Here is a 17,902-nt window from a genome sequence, read left to right as displayed (position 1 = left end):
AACTCAACGGGCTGCGACATCGCAGGGATGCGATGGCAAAATATCGACGTAAGTCGTTATTTTGCGAGCCGTGCGAAGCTTTGCTTCGCACTTGGCGAGGTTGAAAAAAGCCACGAGGGCTTTTTTCAACAGGCTGCTAGGCGCCTGTTTAGCGCTTGCGACGAAAATGGGGATTGTGAGAGGCGATCATGCGAAGGCCGCCGAGCTCACGCGCGGTGGCGGCCAATAAAAGAGCCCTCGTCGGGTGGGAAACAGTCGTGACTGTTTCGCCCAACGAAGGCTCGGCGCTGGCTCAGTTGAGTTCAACGTGTGAGTCGCCACCTAAAGACCGGGCGAGCGGCCGCGGCCGGCACGCCGGCGCTCTTCGGTCAGTGGCGATTGCCGAAGATGCCCGTAGCATACCAGATGCCGTTGGTGCCGCGGCGCATGTCATATCCGAATTTCGGCTGGTCCCGTTTCACCGCGCCCCAGTGGCCTGAAGACTGCCGCCAGCTATGAACGCAGTCGACCGCCGCGTCGAGCATGTTCTCGTGCGGCCAGCTTTCGGCCACGACTTCCTGGGGGGTGAAGCTGAAGCCGAGCAGCCGATGGATCCGCGGAAACCGTGACTCCCACTGATGGTGCCCCTGAACGTGAATCTGAGCCTGATAGGCCGAGTGACTCTTCGCCTCTCTTGCCAAATGGGGGTCGAGATCTCCCTTAGTACTTGCCGGAGACTCGGGATGGATCCGCACGGCAAAGACCATCGCACGCTGCGTCTGCGTGCCCGGAGGCAAATCGAGCAACACCGCCACGTGCTTGGGGTTATAGCGATAGTATTTGCCGCTCTTGAACGGCAAGGTGCTGACCACGTAGCGGTAGTGCTCGGTATCCGGGTTGGCGTAATCGACGACGACCAGCCCCTGGTGCTTCTCCATCTCGGCAAACGAGGGGTGGTCCAGCAGGCGGACCGGCTGACCCTTCGAGCTGACAACGGCGTCGACCGGCAGACGCAGCAGGACGAACTTAGCGAGCTTCTCACGCACCTGCTTGCTGTCGCGGGCTTGGGTGGTAAAGGGTTGCGAGGGGCCAGGCTTGGCATCGTCAAAGAAGTGGATGAGCAACATCTTCTTTTGCCGCTCGGCCTGCTGCATGGCGGTCGCGTAGTCGGTTTCCCAAACCAACTCCGTAGAGGACGCCGTTTGGTCCGCGTCTTCTTTGGCCAGGCAGGCTTCTGCCGGCATAAACAGGCATGCCGTGGATACTAGTGAGGCAAGAAGTAGCGGTCGATTCATTGGTTCCCTCCTCAAAGGCTGCTTAACTAGCCGTGGACAGCAGCAATCAGTGCTAGCTGGTCGACTGGTAACAAGGGTTTCTCCGGACCGGACTTGTCCGGTGCAAGTGTTTGAACGCTTGGGTGAGCGAGCGCGACGCTATTCCGATCGCTCGCCGAATGGGGGCGGGGAATACGGTTGACTTTGCCGATTACGCGGCTTGGGAGATACCGGTTTAACAGGGCGCTTCCGGGTGTTCAACCGTCCGAATGGGGCTGGCGGTGACCCCTTGGGGGGCTCCGATTTGAGTGGTTTTTTCGCTTCGTTCTTGGTATTAAAGGGTTTACGGCTCGCCGCTCAGACCCGCCCGCCCCAGCCGACAAAGCGAGGTGACGGATGCCCCGTCAAATCGGTCAGTTGATTATCGCCGTACTCATTGCAACCCTTTTGTGCAAAACTGCTTACGCGCAGTTGCCTGGGCGTGATCGGGCCGTGTCCCAAGCGCTGACCGACATCGACGGCTGGCTTGGCCACACGCCCGGCGGGGAAAAATGGCGGGAATATCTGCGCCTGAAGGATTTGCAGGCGCAGCTCAGCCAGGGGGATGCTGCCGACGCGGGGCAGGTGACGGCGGTGCTCAAGAGGTTCGAATCGGGGGTTGCCGGTCTGGAGCGACCACACTTCGTCAAGCTGAGAAACGCCATCGCCGCGTGGCGTGATTCTCTCGCCGCACCGAAGGCCGAACAACTGCCCGAGCTGGTTCGTGCGGCTAAGCAGCAATACCAGCCGGCGACGGACGCTCTGCTGACCGCCGACCGAAGCCGGGTCGCCAAGGCCGCGGCGGCTCTTGTTAAGTTCCTTGGCAGCGGGCCGCGAGCTAAGGCCTGGCAGAAGTATCTCGAATGGGACGCGCTCGACTCGCAGTTGCGTGCCGATGCCAGGCCGGATCCGGCCCAGCTTAGCCCAGTCCTCGCAAAGTTACGGTCCGATAAGGTCGGTCTCGATATGCGGCCCTTCACCGACCTGGCAACGGCACTCGGTGACTACGACGTGCGCTTGCGCCAACATCAAAATCCCCGCGCGCGCGAAGAATATGAAGCCGAGTTGGACAAGCTTAGCGCTTCGCTCGATGCGTATGTGAAGGAGCCGACTGCCGAGCAGTTGAAGGCCATCGGCGTCGAGCTCGAGTGGCTCGTCAAACGACATCAAGCGGCGCCGCTGGTGGAATCGATCTCTTACCGTCTGTCGCAGCCCAATTTGTATGTCGTAGTGGCAGGGTCCTTCCTCAACGACGGCCTGGGGCGCGCCATTGATGAGACGGCTCCGGTGCGCGACGTCATTCTCGGTACGCGGCTGGTGGGCACAGGGCGCACCCGCGGAGACGTCTCTTTTCGATTGGTACCCAATGCCGACGTGGCGGTCCTGGAGGCCACCTTGGAAGGTGTGAACTGGTCGCGGAACGTCGGCTATAACGGACCGGCGATCATCAATACGACCGGCACGACGCGCCTGCTGGCAACCAAGTGGTTGACCCTCGACATCGACGGTATTCACGGTCTGCCGGTGACAGCCGCGGCAGATGCTTCGACGCAAATCACGGGCATTGGTAGCTCGAAACGTGGCTTTGCCGACTGCATCGTCCGCCGCGTCGCCTCGAAACGCGCCGGCCAGCAGAAGGGCCAGGCGGAACGAGTCGCCGAGGAACATGCCGAGGAGCGCCTGAGCCGCATGTTCGAAGAGCGCATCGGCACCGAGTTGGCCCGTTCGAACACGCAGTTCAAGGAGCGTTTCCGCAATCCACTCGTGCGGCGTGGACAATTGCCGCGCGTTTATTTCAGCACCAGCACCGATCACCTCTACGTGACCGCGATACAGGCCGGTGGCGCGCAACTAGCCGCCCAGAGCGCCGCTCCCGAAATCGTGGGCAAGCCCGAGATTTCGATTCGACTGCACGAGTCGTTGGTGAATAATTTTGCCGGAGGAACTTTGGCCGGCGAGACGGTTGGTCAGCCGGAGCTGGAGAAGTTCGCCAAGGATTTCTTAGGCGAGGTTCCCGAGCGATTGAAGCCCGATCCCGGCAAGGAAGAGTGGACGATTACGTTCGCCGACGAAGATCCGGTCATCTTCAAGGTCACTGAGGGGGGCGTGATGGTCACCGGACGCGGCAAGAAGTACACCTCCGGCAGTCGCAGCTATCCGGCCATGAACTTCACCGTGAGCTACAAGCTGGAACAAGCGGGACAGGGACTCAAGGCGACGCGTGTCGGCGATATCGAGATCTTCCCGCCTGGATTCGTGCAAGGAGGCGGCAAGCGCTTGTCGCTGCCGCAGACAACGTTGCGAAACTTGATGCGCCGCCGCTTGGAGAAAATCTTCGAGGCCGAGATCGTCAAGACCGAGCCGACGGAACTCAAGGGAGAATGGAAGGACGCCGGACCGCTTGCGCTGTCCACGATCGACACCAAGGGGCCATGGCTGAGCATTGGCATGAGCCAGGTACGCAACAAAACGAACGTCGCGAGCGGGAACGCCGCGACACCGGCTCCAGCAACTGCCTCTCGCTGAAGGATAAGTCAATATGCGGCGGTACGTCGACATTGCCTTTGATTGCCTGCCACTGCGCTCGATCGAGCGGACCGATATTCCGCTGGACGCATCGCCCAAGTTCCGCGCCCGCTGCGAGCGCATCCTGGAAGCGATAGCCAGGCATGGCTCGTTCAACACCTACTACCTGTACAACGCCAGCTGTACGTTTCACCTGACGAATCAGCAAGACACGGGGGCCATCGAGTTTCGCTTCGAAGGCACGGCACAAACCGACGAAACCGACCAGAAAACTCTGAGCTGCGACCTGCACGTGGAATTGGTGCGGGAGACCTGCGATTGGCTCACCGAACCGGTCGTACACTGGTTCGCCGAGACGGTGACCATTGCCGTCCGGGCCGAGTTCGACCGATACATCGGCGCCGGCGATCTGAAGCAGACGGTTGAACGGCTTCAGCGGCTGCAATCCGAAAGCGATGCTCACGGCGGGTTCGTGGGCATGTATCTCTAACGAGCGCTTGCTCTTCAAAGACGCCATCGCGTCATTGCCAGCAGCCGCCACTTGCAAAGACTGCGGTGCATGCCCCTTCTGGGCGTGCAAGGCATCGCGGCACCGTGACGCCGGGGGTTAGTGCGACTCTCCTCGGCCGCTCGCATGCATCATTGGCAGCGTTCACTCCGGGCCGAAACGGCGCAGCCTCGTGGCAGTTTCTCGAGGTGGCGGCAGTTTGGAGAAGGCCAGTAGCCGGCTGTGTTTGGGGGGAAATGAGAGAGATTAACGATCTCATAAAGTTTTTCGATTAGATCATTTCGCAGAAGTCTAACGCTTGGGGTGCCGATATGAGGTTTGACGATGGGAGCGCCCCGGAGGGCTGCGCCCAGTTTGCCGACAGCCGCCCGACCTGGCCGAAGCCGGACAGGAAACGCGGAACGAGGCAATTCCCATCGAAGATCAACGGCAACTCCGTCGTGTAGGACGTGATCCATGAGTGTGCGAGATGCCAAGTTTTGGGCGATGATTGCCGCGTTCGTGGTACTCATCACAGGCTGCCAGCCGAGCCGGCCGTTCTACTTCTTCGAGGACGGCGACCTGTCGCACTACAAAGGCGTGGCCACCGAGGTGGAATATCCGGACGTGAACACGGATACCATCCCGGACGTCAGCGGTTCGCTGCCGCCGTTGACGCTGCAGAATCCTGAGCCAAAAGAATTCTGGCCATTGCGATTGGAAGAGGCCGTTCGCATCACGCTGCAAAACAGCAAGGTGTTCCGCACGTTGGGCGGCCAGGTGCAGAACCCGACGTTTCAGGTGTCGTTGTCACCGCTTAATGCCCAGACGATCTACGCGCCGGCGATCACGGAAAGCGATCCGCGCTTCGGCGTTGAAGGTACGTTGTCGAACTTCGATACCCAGTGGAGCACGAGCGTTTTCTGGCAAAAGAACGACCACCCGGTGAATGCGAATTTCGCGGGCTTATTGGCCAATATCTTGGAAGAAGACGCAGCGCAATTTCAGTCGCAGTTGGCAAAGGTCACGGCGGCCGGTGACCGGGTGTACTTCCGCAACAACACCAACTACGACATGAACAACAACCCCACGAACTTGTTCCCAGCCTTCTGGACGACGAACTTCGAAGCCGAGTTTCGCCATCCGTTCTTGCAAGGTGGCGGCACGCAGTTCAACCGCATCGCCGGCCCCAGCGGTATTCCTGGCGTGGGCGGTTTCACGAACATTCCCGGCGTTTACAACGGCGTGGCCATCGCTCGCACGAACGTCGACATCGCGATCGCCGACTTCGAAGGGCGCATTCGCGACGTGGTGAATGACACCGAGTTGGCCTATTGGGAACTGTACTTCTCGTACCGCAATCTCGACGCATTGGTCGTTGGCCGTGACAGTGCCCTGTCGACCTGGCGAAAAGTGAAGGCACTTTACGACGCCGGTGCCCGCGGTGGCGAGGCGGAAAAAGAGGCCCAGGCCCGCGAGCAATACTTCCTCTTCCGCGGCCAGGTCGAGGCGGCCGTGAGCAACGTCTATGAGACGGAAAATCGCTTGCGCTACCAGATGGGCATCGCGCCCACCGACGGACGATTAATTCGACCTGCCGACGATCCGACGACCGCCAAGGTCGATTTCGACTGGGACGAAGTGAAGATCGAAAGCCTGGCCCGCATGCCTGAGTTGCGCCGCCAGAAATGGATTGTGAAGCAGAAGGAACTGCAACTCATTGCCTCGAAGAACTTCCTGCTGCCCCGTTTGGATTTCGACGGTACATATCGCTGGCTGGGCTTCGGCCAGAATCTGTGGGACATCCACCGCAGCCCCGATCAATTCAATAACGCCATGCAATCGCTGACCGGTGGCCAATACCAGGAATGGCAGATGGGCTTCCAGGCGAATATTCCCATCGGCTTCCGTGCCGCCTTGGCAGGCGTCCGCAACGCCCAATTGCAGTTGGCGCGTGAGCGTGCGATTTTGCAGGAAGAAGAATTGGAAATGATCCACGGGCTCACTTCGGCCGTCCGCACCCTGGTCCGATCGTACGAGCTGACCGAGACGAATTTCAACCGCTTGATCGCCGCCCAGGTGAACGTCAAGGCGGTTCGCGCCGCGTACGAGACCGACACGGTGACCTTGGACTTGCTGCTCGATGCCCAGCGCCGGCTGGCGGTAGCCACGAGCGATTACTTCCGCTCGCTTGTCGACTACAACCTGGCGATCCGCACGGTGCATTACCGCAAGGGCTCGCTGCTCGAGTACAACAACGTATTCCTGGCCGAAGGTCCGTGGCCCGGCAAAGCCTACTTCGACGCCCGCAAGCGTGCTCGCGAGCGTGATGCTGGCCTGCAGATCAACTACGGCTTCATACAGCCGAATGTGTTCAGCCGCGGTCCGATCAGCCAGAAAATGGGCACCGCCGATATGACGACCGGTAATGGTGTCGACCAGCCACCGCCGCGGCCGATCCCAGAGACGCTTCCCGAATCGGTGCCGACACCCCCCGCCAGTCAGGCCGTGCCAGGGGTCTTGGATACTACGAAAGCTCCCCCGCCGCGCCCGGGGCGACCGGGCCTGTCGGGGCCCGGCATCCAGATTTCGAGCTCGACCAGCGCGGACTCTAAGCTGGTGTCGTACGATTGGGGGGCGTCGGGCAGGTCGCCGATCCAGGCGCCGTCGGCGGCGATCGCCACCGGCGACACGCGCCGGGAGGGAGTCGCCGTGATGCAAGCGGCGTACAACACCCAGCCCGTCGATCCCGCGCTCCTCACCGATGACACACGATCGAATAACCAGGCTCCTCAGGCTTATCGGACTCCTTCAGGCCGGTAGGGGGCACAATGCGCACTCGTTGGCCGTCGAGTGCAGCGTCAGCCGCCGGACGATCTTTCGCGACCTGGAAGTCATGCGGCTCGCCGGCGTGCCCATGCAGTTCGAGGATGCCGAGCAGCAGTACCGCATCCCGGGCATGAACTTTCTGCCGCCCACGAACTTCACGCCCGAAGAGGCACTGTCGCTCTTGGTACTTTGCTACCACTTGGGCGACCGCTCGGGCGTGCCGTTTCACGCACCGGCGCGATCCGCGGCATTGAAGCTGGAATGCGCGCTACCAGAGCGATTGCGCGAATATCTGCGCGACGCGACGAGCGCCATCCAGATGCGCATGGAGCCAACCAGCCAGGCTCGTGGCGCTGCCCCCTATTATCAACAACTGATCGACGCCATTCGCAGCCGCCGTTCGGTGAGGATCGAATACGACAGCTTCAGTGATCGCGCGTTGATCCGCACCAAGCTCAGCCCTTATCGGTTGCTCTTCAGCCGGCGCAGCTGGTACGTGTTCGGCCGTTCCTCTTTTCATCGCCAGACGCGCACCTTCAATGTCGGCCGCATCGTGTCACTCGACAAGCTCGACGAACGCTTTGCATTCCCGCGCGGATTCAGCATCGAGCGGCAATTGCGCAACGCCTGGCATTTGATTCCCGAGCCCGGTCCGGACCAGGATGTCGTCATACGATTCGAGAAGCTCGTCGCCAAGAACGTCGCCGAGGTGGCCTGGCACAAGACGCAGCGACTGGTGTGGTGCGACGACGGGCGCTTGGACTTCCACGTGCGCGTGTCGGGAATCAACGAGATTTCTTGGTGGATTCTGGGCTACGGCGATCAGGCCGAGGTTTTGCAGCCGCCGGCACTAAGAGCATTGGTCGAGCGACGCTGCCGGCATTTGCTTGCCCGCTACGCGCACGACACCAGGTCATCGACCCCGCGCGCCTCGGTGGATGGCAAGGTCGCCCGCGGATCGAAGCGTGCGAAACGCGCCTCTGGGAGGCGGGCCGTCGGCGCAAGGAAGCGAAAGCCTCAAACCGAAGCGGGCCGTTCGCGCTCGCGGACGCGGGCGAAATAAAGCGCCGACTCACAGGCCGTAAGATTGGCTTGTGAAGCATGTGCTTTACCTGCCGCACGCCTTCGCGCGTGATACAATGCCTCGACCGATTGTCCGAAGCTTCTACCCAGCGACCCTTAATACAGGATGGTTGGCCGTTGTTCTTTTCGCTCGATGGCATCGACGGGACGGGAAAGAGTACCCAGTTGGCGCTCTGCGAAACCTGGCTGCGCGGCCTCGGCTATGACGTCGTAACTTGCCGCGATCCGGGCAGTACTCCCTTGGGCGAGTCCATTCGGGCGATCCTGCTCGAATCGCGCGATACGCCGATCTCGCGCACGGCGGAAATGCTGCTGTACATGGCTGCCCGTGCGCAGCTCGTTGCCCAGGTCATTCGGCCGGCCCTGGAAGCAGGAAAGATGGTCTTGTCGGACCGCTATCTGTTGGCAAACGTCGTGTACCAGGGGCATGCCGGGGGCCTCGATGTCGAAGAGCTGTGGCGCATCGGGCGTACGGCCACCGGGGGCTTGGAACCGAACCTGACCATCGTTCTCGACATGTCCCCGCAGGCGGCCCAGGCACGCCTGGCTCGCCCGCTTGACCGCATGGAACTCCAAGGAGACGAATTTCGCCAGCGGCTGCGAGCGGGTTTTCTCGCCGAATCGGGGCGCAGACCCGAGCAGATCATGGTCGTCGACGCCGCCCGCGCTGTGGAGGTCGTACAGGCTGAAATCCAACAAGCCATCAACGAGCGGCTCGTGCCACCGCCTCAGGGCCGGCAAAGTTAGCCGGACGGCGGAACTGCCCGTTCCTGGGCCTCAAGGGAACCGAAAGGCTGCGTCGGTCTCCGGCGACCTCCAATGCGAGCCTGCACAAGCGGCTTAACCGCCTTTTTCGGACTCAGCCAACCGGCGAACCACAGGCAGAAACCACTGGTCAAAGCCATTCTGTGTTCGCCGATTCAATGTTTGGCATCCCACTTGCGTAGTTGAAACCGGCTCTGCGCGCACCCGGTGCGCGGAAGAGACGATTTGCACCTGCGCGGGTGCGAACGACGGAACAGTCTTCACCAACGGCTCGCGATGGTCTTGCGCGCCGATTGGCGACTGCGCCAACGAGGCTAAGGGGGCAGCCCAGGAGGGGTTGTTACAGGATGTTGCCAAAGCCTTTGATACCGGAATTGTTGTCAGGACAGAGAAGCCACAACTTATAGCTCGCAAACATGATGCGGCTTTGCGCGTGAGCGTGGAACCGTGCGCACCGGTCCGTCCGAAAGGGACGCGCGCGCTGGCGGTTTTCGAATGACGCGCCGACCGCAGGCAGCGCTTGCGCGTGCGCCGTTTACGGCACATTGGGAAGCGACGTCGGTCGCAGCGCGCGGCTCGAAAGGCCCCCTTGCGCATGTGGGGGATTGAAAAGCCGCGCAACCGCCGGCGGTCGCGGGTTTCACCATTTTGGTGAAATGGCTCCCTAGTTTAGTGAGCCGTTTTAAGTCAAATGCCATAAAGCGGTTAAGACGGAATCTCGGTGGGGCGCTCGCTTCGAATGCCTCTGTGGATTCGCACGCCACATAGCGTAACTCACGTCGTAGGCACGCGTTAAATCCGCTCGAGCTCCTCTGTCACCAAACCGAGGAGATCGTCTTTTTTCCGGCCCCCGTCGGTCGTCACGACGCAGTGTCGCAGGCCCGGATTTTCACAGCCTTTACGCCGATTCGCCGGCGATCTGCCATCCGCTAGCGGCATTGGCATGTTGCTTGCGTTTCCTCTGGGCCGCCGCCAGGGAGCTTATGCACAAGTCCCTCGGTTGGCAGCAAGCGAATGCCGCTGGGATTAAGCCGGGGACTCCGGCGAGCGGCAGCCCGGGGTGTCCCGGTGAGTGGTGTGAGGAAATACCCGAAATAAGGAGAAAGCTAATGTCGTATGACTCGGATTCTTATGAAGGCGAATCCATTGATCGTCATGCCCCGAAACGCATGCGTAAGACCTTCGATAAGCGCCGGGGGCCAGTAGCCGCCCGCAGCACATCGCACGTACCCAGCAAGCCTGCCGCAGGCCTGCACCGCCGCCGTCGTCGGCACTATGGGTTGTAACCGAGAATTCGTATAACACCGCGATCTGAGCGTGGTCGGATCGTGAGTTGGGGAAGTCAGCCGCGCGGCACGGTGTTCGTGCCGCGCGGCTTTCGTTTTTTGGGCCCGGCGACGCGGGGATTTTGGCAGACGCAGGGCCCGCTGCACCAGCGTCTCGTTAGCTGTGCATGCTTCGGGGACCGGCTGCCTCGAAGGCGCGGGAAATGTGCTCGATCTTCGGTTGTTTGGCCGACTGGGGCCACGTAACCGCCACGACGTCGAATCGCGACGGGTACTCGAGCAACTCGTGCCGCCGCAAGTAGGCGAGCGCTACGCGCGTGAGCCGGCGCTGCTTGTCGTGATCGACGGCTTCGGCCGGGTGGCCGCCGTCGTCCGTGGCACGCGTCTTCACTTCGACAAAGACAATCGTCCGTCCATCGACTGCCACGATGTCCAATTCGCCCAGGACGGCGCGATCTCCGCGGGCCACGATCTTATACCCGCGCCGTTTGAGATAGCGGGCAGCGGCGGCTTCGCCCCGCTGACCGAGCGTACGGGGCTTGCGCAATAGTGCCAGCCAATCGAAGAATCGCACGGCTGATCCCCATGCGGCGGCGCGCCAATGCGAACTCAGCGCCCCGCCGCGGCGAGGCTATTGCTGAACCTCTTGCACCTTGCCCCCGCGCCGTTCGCGCAGACGCACAGCCTTGCCGACGCGATCGCGGAGGAAGTACAGCTTGGCCCGGCGGACAATGCCCGACCGCTTGACCTCGATCTTGGCGATGCGTGGTGTGTGCAGGGGAAACTTTCGCTCGACGCCCTCGCCCTGCACGATGCGGCGCACGACGAACATCTCACGCGTGCCCGATCCGCTACGGGCGATGACCACGCCGTTGAAAATCTGGATGCGCTCCTTGTCGCCTTCAAGGATGCGGGTGTGTACGTCGACCGTGTCCCCGATCTTGAAGTCGGGCACCTGCTCGCGGAGGCTACTTTTTTCGACCTTGGCCAAAAGCTGCTGGCTCATCGCCGGTTATCCTTTCGTTACGGTGTTTATGAATCGTGTGTTTTGTTTGTCGTGCGAGCCTTGCTGGATGCCCGTACCTCGTCAGCAGCTCGTCGAGTTCTGTGGCGGCGTCTTCTGTGGCGGCGCCGTGATCTGGGGTTGCGTCCGTGTTTGTTCGATTCGTTGGTTGGTTCGTTCCATGCGCTCTTGTTCGCGCCAGCGGGCGATCTCCGGATGGTTACCGCTGAGTAATACCTCTGGCACCACATGGCCGCGAAATTCGCGCGGGCGCGTGTATTGCGAAAACTCGAGCAGTCTCCCCTGTCCCGTAAACGAATCTTGTTGGTGGCTCTGTTCGTCCCCCAGCACGCCCGGCACGAGGCGAATGACCGTGTCGATGACGACCATCGCCGCGACCTCGCCACCGTTGAGCACGAAATCGCCGATCGAAATCTCGTCGGGTCGGAGGATCGTCCTTACCCGCTCATCAAACCCCTCGTACCTTCCGCACAACAACAGCAGACGTCGTTTGCCGGCCAATTCCTCGACCACGCTTTGATCGAGCCGCCGCCCTTGCGGCGTGAGCATGATCAGGTGGCCCGGCTCCTCGTTTTCCGCCCGCACGGCTTCGACGCACTCCACGACCGGCTCGACCTTGAGCACCATGCCCGGCCCGCCGCCGAAGGGCCGATCGTCCACCGTCTTATGTCGGTCGTGCGTCCAATCGCGAATGTTGTGCAGCCGCACGTCCACCAGCCCTCGCTGGATGGCAAGATTCAACAGGCTTTGGCCCAAGTAGTCCGGAAACATTTCCGGGAACAAGGTCAGCACGTCGAATCGCATGGCACATCAACATCGTCGCGGTATAAGGGCTTATTTGACTCAGACTTATTCTTGCGTGGCCTCGGCCTCCGGTTCTTCGCTCGCCGTCTCGGCCGCGGGAGCGGCTGCCGGTTCTTCGCTCGCCGGACCTTCGGCCTTCACCGGCTCGGGCTTGGTGTAAATGAACACGGGCTCCTCAGCGGGTGGCACCTGCTTCGGCAGCGACAACTGCTCGCGCGCCGTCTTTTGCTGCTCCAGGTGGGTGCCCTTCGAACCGTACTTCTTGATGAACACGTTGACGTTCACGCTCGGCTTGGCGCCGACCGAGAGCCAGTAGTCCATCCGGTCGACGTTCATCAGCACGCGGGCGTCGACATTGGGCACCAGCGGGTCGTAGGTGCCTAATTCCTCGATCACGGCGCCGTCGCGCGGGTTGCGCGAATCGACCGCACAAATGCGGAAGAACGGCCGATGCTTCCGCCCCATCTTCTTCATGCGAATTACGACTGCCACTCGGTCCTCCTCAGTAGGGTTTGTTGCGACGCACGGCGTGCGTCTGGAGAGAGAGTATGTTTCGTTGGACGTGCCCCGCGCCTATCCGCGGGGCGCGCCGTTTTGTCCAGGGTTACTGTTGTCGTTGCCGCGCCCCCGTTTGTCCTCGCGCTTCCGGCGGCGCATTTCCTTCTCGCGCTGCTTTTTCAGGTCCGCGCGTTCGCGGGCCGAAAGTCGCTTGCCCGTCCCCTTCTTTTGCTTGGTCAGAGTGGCGCCCGGATCGAGGAATCCGCCCTTTTGCAATTGCTGCACTTCGCGCATCCGCTCGCGCATGCCCAGGCCGGCCATGCGCTTCATCATGTCGGCCATGCCGTCGAACTGCTTGACCAGTTGATTGACTTCCGACGGTTCGACCCCCGCGCCTGTCGCGATGCGCCGCCGGCGGCTCTGGTCGATCATCTTCGAAGGGTTGCGACGCTCCTGGGGCGTCATCGAATCGATAATGCCGAGAAGCCGCTTCATGTCCCCCTCGGCGTCGACGTCGCCCATCATTTTCGTCAGCCCGCCCATGCCGGGGATCAGGCCCATGATCTTGTTCAGCGGGCCCAGGCGACCGATCTGACCGAGCTGCTTGCGGAAATCGTCGAGCGTGAATTCGCCGCGGCGCAGGCGCTCTTCCTGCTTCTGCATCTCGTCCTGGTCGAACTTCTGCTGCGCCTGCTCGACCAGCGTCAGCACGTCCCCCATGCCCAGGATGCGGCTGGCCATGCGGTCCGGATGAAACTCCTCGAGGGCATCGAGATGCTCGCCCGTGCCCATGAACTTCAGCGGCACGCCGGTGACGGCCTTCACGCTCAGGGCGGCGCCGCCACGGGCGTCGCCGTCGAGCTTGGTCATGATGCAGCCATCGAGTTCCAGGGCGTCGTTGAAGGCCTTCGCGCTGTTCACCGCGTCCTGGCCCGTCATGGCGTCGACCACCAGGTACACCTGGTCGGGCGTCACGCGGCGGTCGATGCGCTGTAGCTGCTGCATCAACTCTTCGTCGATGTGCAACCGGCCGGCGGTATCGAGAATCACGACCTGGGCGCCGGCGGATTTCGCCTGTTTGACGGCATTCTGGCAGACGGCCACCGGGTCGGCGGCCCCTTCTTCGACATAGACCGGCACGCCGATCTGCTCGCCGATGACCTGCAGCTGATGCACCGCCGCCGGACGCTGCAAATCGGCCGCCACCAGCATCGGACTGCGGCCGCGCTCCTTGAGCATGCGGGCCAGCTTGCCGCAGGTGGTGGTTTTGCCCGACCCCTGCAGGCCGCACATCATCAGGATCGTCAGATCCGGCTTCAGATGAAGTGAATGGTCGACCGGGCCCATCAGGTTGACCAGCTCGTTGTAGACGATGCCAACGACTTGCTGATCCGGGCGCAAACTCTTCAGAACTTGCTCACCGACGGCCTGCTCGCTGACGCGGTCCATGAACTGCTTCACGACCGGGAAGCTGACGTCCGCTTCCAAAAGCGACTGTTGCACCAGGCGCAGACCATCGCGCATGTTGGACTCGGTGAGCCGGGCTTTGCCGCTCAACGTCCGTAGCGCCGAACTCAGGCCTTCTTGCAACGACTCGAACATGCGCAGACTCGCGACGATATTTTCTAAACCGGGGCAGCGCCCCTCCAGCAGGGTCCACCCAGCGGCAGGCCCGGCAACCTCGAATCGGTTGTTCCCGCGGTCACACCCCAAGTGAGGCATGACGAGAAACGCCAGCGCAACCCCAGCGACACCAAAGCCCGCAGGCCAGTGTGCCATTGACATAACCTCATCCGTCGCCGGCCAGCCGGCCGCCGCGGAAGAGAGGCTACGTGGGTTTACGCCGGTCAATTGAGGCGAAAACCAGGATTCTATCCCATCCGAGGGGCGTTTGGCAATCCTCGTTCCGGCGTTAAGTCGCGGGGGCGGAAGGGGGTTAAGGCGGCTACCAGGAAGCTCCTCGCGCAGGCTCTCATCGGTCCGGTGAAGACGCTCAGCGTCCCCCTCAAGAATTACAGTTTTTTTGCTTGTAATCGCTGCCGATCCCGTCTACTGTCCGGATACTGCGGACCATCGGAACGGTCCGAAGTGCCTTTCAATGCCTGCCACCACGGAACATGGCGGCGAGCATCGGGTATGGCTGGAGAAGGGGGGGCCAATGGGGACCGATCGGTCTTGCCGATGCGCGTTTCCGGTCAGCCGTGGATGCTCATCCGCTGCTGCCACTGCTCAGATCGCCGATCGATTTCGGCGTCTTCTCCGGCTAACTCACTGTCCGCGACTGTTTTTTGTTTCCGCCGGACGAAACCCGTGCCCATCCCAATGGGGAGATCATCCGTCGAACCGTCACGGCTATTCATTTTCTTTCATCACACCGTGGCATTCGGCGGCTCAACCATCTGCGGCGCCGGCAGCACGTTGGCGCATTGCGCGCCAAGGCGTGCCCTCAACCGGAACAACCAGAGGAGGACCACATCGAATGAAGCACTGACGACTTAGTGCTCGCGCGGGGTGAGACGAGTCCGGCCGGCGATCGTAAATCCCGTTTCCTGTTTTGCTCTTATTACGGCCTTCTCGTCGTACCCGCTGTGGCGCATCACCCATGCGACCTGCCTACGAGCATTTAAACGTTCGTAGGCGGTTCGCCGCCTTTTTGTATTCCATGTTCTATAAGCAGCATGGTCCACGTTGGTGCTGCGCCGTAACGAATTGTTTTTATTCTTTCCATCACTTTATTTAATCATTCAGGACTTGGAGAAGGCTAATGAATACGATCACAAACCATCGACACTTATTGACCGTATTGGCCGCTGCTGTGATTGCGGGACCCGCGCTTTCGGGATCTGCCGCCCGTGGAAACAACGTCGTTTTCACAGTCGATAGTTCAAAAAGCAGCTTACAGCTTTCGATCGATACCCCGAGTGGAGTGCCGGTCACTTCGCCCCAATTTCCAGGCAGCGATACGGTGAGCCTGTCGGGGACTCAGAATGTTGATATTTCCAGCAGCACAATTGCCTTCCTTTCCACCGGCAATGTGCAATTTGGCGTGCAGCCGTCCGCCGTTTCTCCGGGCCCTGGCGGCGTCTTTCCCGGTAGCCAGACCGGCAACTATGGATTGCTGGCGTCGATTCCAGGGATCGTCGGGGGCCCGGGACCCGGCAACACGGGTTTGATTGCTGGGCACGGGTTCGTTGGCAACATAAGCAGCATTATACTCCCGCTGGTCGGTACTTCGTTCAACGCCACGGGGCTAACGATTAGTCTTTTTGCCGGTGTCGCGGACGTAAATGTGACGCTGCTCGGTTCTCCGGTCCAGGCCACGATCAATCTCCCGGGAGGTGGTTTAAATGGAGAGTCGGGCGGCACTCTCACGCAGAGTGGCGGACTTTACACCTTGACGGTTCCGATTCTTTTCCAGGGGGATTTGACGGTGAGCGGCGTACCCCTTGTCGAGACGTACACCGGTCAGTTGGTTGCGACCGCGCGAGTTCCCGAACCGGCCACTTGGGTTTTGGCCGCCGTGGGCGGGCTGGCCGTCATCGCCTGCCGACGAGTTCATCGCCCTCAATGAGGGAGACTGACGCTTGGTCGTAGATCCGAGGGAAACTCTCCTGGCCGCCGCTGCCATGGCCGCGAAAGTTGGCCTGGCCGCGGCGGCCGTTTGGTTCATGCTCTGACTACAACTGGCCGAATCGGGCGAGCCCCGACCGCCGGCGACTGGACCAGCGGTAGGGGGAAAGTCGCGGTTTTACCTCTTTGAACGAGATGAGCAGGGCGGCCCTTTGGACCGCCGCTAAACGGTCCGCCCCCGAATTGACCCCTTTCCGAAAGCCCGATAAACTACCGGGCTCGTCAGTGTTTGTTTGTGCGAATGCGTGCGAACGGCCCGCACGGCGCTTGGCGGCGAATGTTTCTCTGCCAAGCGCGACGATTCTGGCCGCGTCTGCCTTGAACGCCGGACGCCCCGGGCGACCTTTTCGCCCAGCGGGACTTTTGCCGGTGTGCACTTAATGTGAGGAGCGTCCCACGTGTCGAATGTTTTGGTTAAGGAGTTGATCGAAGCGGGAGTCCACTTCGGCCATCGCGCCAGTCGCTGGAATCCCAAGATGCGGCCCTACATCTATGGCCGCCGCAATCTGATTCACATCATCGACGTCCGCGAAACGATCCGCGGGCTGATCCGCGCGAAGAAGTACATCAGCCAGGTCGCGGCTGGCGGCAGCCTGGTGTTGTTTGTCGGCACCAAGCGGCAGGCGGCCGAGACGATTGAACGCGAATCGATCCGGTGCGGCATGCCGTACGTCGACGATCGTTGGCTGGGCGGAGCACTCACCAATTTCCGCACCATTCGCAGCCGGCTCACGCGATTGGAAGAGCTCGACGCTCTGAAGAACAGTGACCAACTCGCCACTTATTCGAAGAAGATGCAGTCGGCGCTCAATCGCGAACATCGCAAAATGATGCGCAATCTCGACGGCATCCGCCTGATGAACCGCTTGCCGGAATGCCTGATCGTGATCGATCCCAAGAAGGAAAAGAACGCCATCCGCGAGGCCCGTTCGCTGGGCATCACGACCGTGGCGCTGATCGACACGGATTGCGATCCGGACGTGGTCGACCTGCCGATTCCCGGCAATGACGACAGCATTCGCTCGATCGAGCTGGTCGTGCAGCAACTGGCCGACGCCGTGCTGGAAGGCAAAGCCAACGCCGCAGCGGGGCTGGGCGGCAAAGATCAAGGTGTGGCCGCCTACGTCAGCCCGGACGACGGCAGCGAGAAGGATGCCGAATAGGGTGATGCCGAATCGCTGACGCCCGGCGACTTACCTGGTTGTCCCGGTTCTCGTCTCGGCCGCGAGGTTATTGCTGGCTTGCTGATTCTCGCCGAAGAGTCGCACGGGCTGCGTGCCGAGTTGCCAATCTTGCGGTGAATAGACGTCGCCCGAATCCGGCCGAAGTCCTTGATTGCTTCTGTCCCCTTTCCGACCGGTAGGGGCAGGGGCGGATTAATCGTTCATCAACCGGTTGCGGCGAGCGTTTTGCCGCGGCCCGCTACAATAAACATCCAGGCTTTTTCCAAGGCCACTTACGGAGACATACAAGCTATGGCAGAAATCACCGCAAAGGCGGTCATGGCCCTGCGCGAACGCACCGGGCTGCCCATGATGGACTGCAAGAAGGCCCTGCAGGAAGTGGGCGGCAACGAGGACGCCGCGGTCGAATTCTTGCGGAAGCAAGGCATCAAAACGGCCGAAACGCGCATCGGTCGCGAAACGTCGGCCGGTCGCATCGCCGTTTATGTCGACAT

14 protein-coding genes are annotated in these 17,902 nt (G+C 61.3%); 8 read left to right on the top strand and 6 right to left on the bottom strand.

What is annotated here, in order from left to right:
* Positions 1–368: 368 nt before the first annotated feature.
* A complete protein-coding gene (locus tag VHD36_11760; protein HVU87987.1) occupies positions 369–1,223 on the bottom strand; it encodes a hypothetical protein in 855 nt (284 codons plus the stop codon).
* Between the two features lie 426 nt (positions 1,224–1,649).
* Here VHD36_11760 and VHD36_11755 point away from each other — a divergent pair, with 426 nt between their 5' ends.
* From VHD36_11755 to tmk, 5 genes are all read left to right on the top strand, one after another.
* Positions 1,650–3,818, top strand: coding sequence for a hypothetical protein (locus VHD36_11755; GenBank protein HVU87986.1), 2,169 nt, complete (start codon positions 1,650–1,652; stop codon positions 3,816–3,818).
* A 13-nt stretch (positions 3,819–3,831) separates the two neighbouring features.
* Positions 3,832–4,308 (top strand): hypothetical protein, encoded by a 477-nt coding sequence (locus VHD36_11750; GenBank protein ID HVU87985.1) that lies wholly within the window; start codon positions 3,832–3,834, stop codon positions 4,306–4,308.
* 474 nt (positions 4,309–4,782) lie between these two features.
* Positions 4,783–7,128, top strand: a complete 2,346-nt coding sequence (locus tag VHD36_11745; protein ID HVU87984.1) for a TolC family protein — start codon at positions 4,783–4,785, stop codon at positions 7,126–7,128.
* Positions 7,129–7,147: 19 nt separating this feature from the next.
* Positions 7,148–8,197 carry a WYL domain-containing protein gene (locus tag VHD36_11740; GenBank protein HVU87983.1) on the top strand — a complete coding sequence of 350 codons (1,050 nt, stop codon included), beginning with the start codon at positions 7,148–7,150 and terminating at the stop codon, positions 8,195–8,197.
* 137 nt (positions 8,198–8,334) lie between these two features.
* Entirely contained in the window at positions 8,335–8,964 is a 630-nt protein-coding gene (tmk, locus tag VHD36_11735) for a dTMP kinase (GenBank protein ID HVU87982.1), read from the top strand.
* A 1,461-nt stretch (positions 8,965–10,425) separates the two neighbouring features.
* Here tmk and VHD36_11730 read toward each other — a convergent pair.
* The 5 genes from VHD36_11730 to ffh all read right to left on the bottom strand — a co-directional run bounded on the left by VHD36_11730 (position 10,426) and on the right by ffh (position 14,196).
* On the bottom strand, positions 10,426–10,842 hold the full coding sequence (locus VHD36_11730) for a YraN family protein (protein ID HVU87981.1): 417 nt from the start codon (positions 10,840–10,842) through the stop codon (positions 10,426–10,428).
* 57 nt (positions 10,843–10,899) lie between these two features.
* Positions 10,900–11,274: a 50S ribosomal protein L19 gene (gene rplS / locus VHD36_11725; GenBank protein HVU87980.1), complete on the bottom strand. Its 375-nt coding sequence runs from the start codon at positions 11,272–11,274 to the stop codon at positions 10,900–10,902.
* Between the two features lie 81 nt (positions 11,275–11,355).
* Positions 11,356–12,096 carry a tRNA (guanosine(37)-N1)-methyltransferase TrmD gene (gene trmD, locus VHD36_11720; protein ID HVU87979.1) on the bottom strand — a complete coding sequence of 247 codons (741 nt, stop codon included), beginning with the start codon at positions 12,094–12,096 and terminating at the stop codon, positions 11,356–11,358.
* 45 nt (positions 12,097–12,141) lie between these two features.
* A complete protein-coding gene (gene rpsP, locus VHD36_11715) occupies positions 12,142–12,588 on the bottom strand; it encodes a 30S ribosomal protein S16 (GenBank protein ID HVU87978.1) in 447 nt (148 codons plus the stop codon).
* Positions 12,589–12,669: 81 nt separating this feature from the next.
* Positions 12,670–14,196, bottom strand: coding sequence for a signal recognition particle protein (ffh, locus tag VHD36_11710; GenBank protein ID HVU87977.1), 1,527 nt, complete (start codon positions 14,194–14,196; stop codon positions 12,670–12,672).
* A gap of 1,162 nt (positions 14,197–15,358) precedes the next feature.
* Between ffh and VHD36_11705 the strand changes: the two genes are divergently transcribed.
* From VHD36_11705 to VHD36_11695, 3 genes are all read left to right on the top strand, one after another.
* Positions 15,359–16,165, top strand: coding sequence for a PEP-CTERM sorting domain-containing protein (locus VHD36_11705; GenBank protein ID HVU87976.1), 807 nt, complete (start codon positions 15,359–15,361; stop codon positions 16,163–16,165).
* A 457-nt stretch (positions 16,166–16,622) separates the two neighbouring features.
* The gene (gene rpsB / locus VHD36_11700) at positions 16,623–17,387 is read left to right on the top strand and encodes a 30S ribosomal protein S2 (protein ID HVU87975.1); all 765 of its coding nucleotides are present in this window, start codon (positions 16,623–16,625) and stop codon (positions 17,385–17,387) included.
* A 312-nt stretch (positions 17,388–17,699) separates the two neighbouring features.
* Positions 17,700–17,902: translation elongation factor Ts (locus VHD36_11695; protein ID HVU87974.1), on the top strand; the 203-nt coding region annotated here is incomplete at its 3' end.

The sequence above is a fragment of the Pirellulales bacterium genome (genome assembly GCA_035546535.1).
Classification (GTDB): domain Bacteria; phylum Planctomycetota; class Planctomycetia; order Pirellulales; family JACPPG01; genus JACPPG01.
This window is presented reverse-complemented; position numbering and strand designations above follow the sequence as displayed.

What these genes read in the sequence shown, in the direction of transcription:
- VHD36_11750 (HVU87985.1), top strand. Translation starts at nt 3,832, where the DNA reads ATGCGGCGGTACGTCGACATTGCCTTTGATTGCCTGCCACTGCGCTCG.
- rplS (HVU87980.1), bottom strand. Translation starts at nt 11,274, where the DNA reads ATGAGCCAGCAGCTTTTGGCCAAGGTCGAAAAAAGTAGCCTCCGCGAG.
- ffh (HVU87977.1), bottom strand. Translation starts at nt 14,196, where the DNA reads ATGTTCGAGTCGTTGCAAGAAGGCCTGAGTTCGGCGCTACGGACGTTG.
- VHD36_11705 (HVU87976.1), top strand. Translation starts at nt 15,359, where the DNA reads ATGAATACGATCACAAACCATCGACACTTATTGACCGTATTGGCCGCT.
- VHD36_11760 (HVU87987.1), bottom strand. Translation starts at nt 1,223, where the DNA reads ATGCCGGCAGAAGCCTGCCTGGCCAAAGAAGACGCGGACCAAACGGCG.
- VHD36_11755 (HVU87986.1), top strand. Translation starts at nt 1,650, where the DNA reads ATGCCCCGTCAAATCGGTCAGTTGATTATCGCCGTACTCATTGCAACC.
- VHD36_11745 (HVU87984.1), top strand. Translation starts at nt 4,783, where the DNA reads ATGAGTGTGCGAGATGCCAAGTTTTGGGCGATGATTGCCGCGTTCGTG.
- trmD (HVU87979.1), bottom strand. Translation starts at nt 12,096, where the DNA reads ATGCGATTCGACGTGCTGACCTTGTTCCCGGAAATGTTTCCGGACTAC.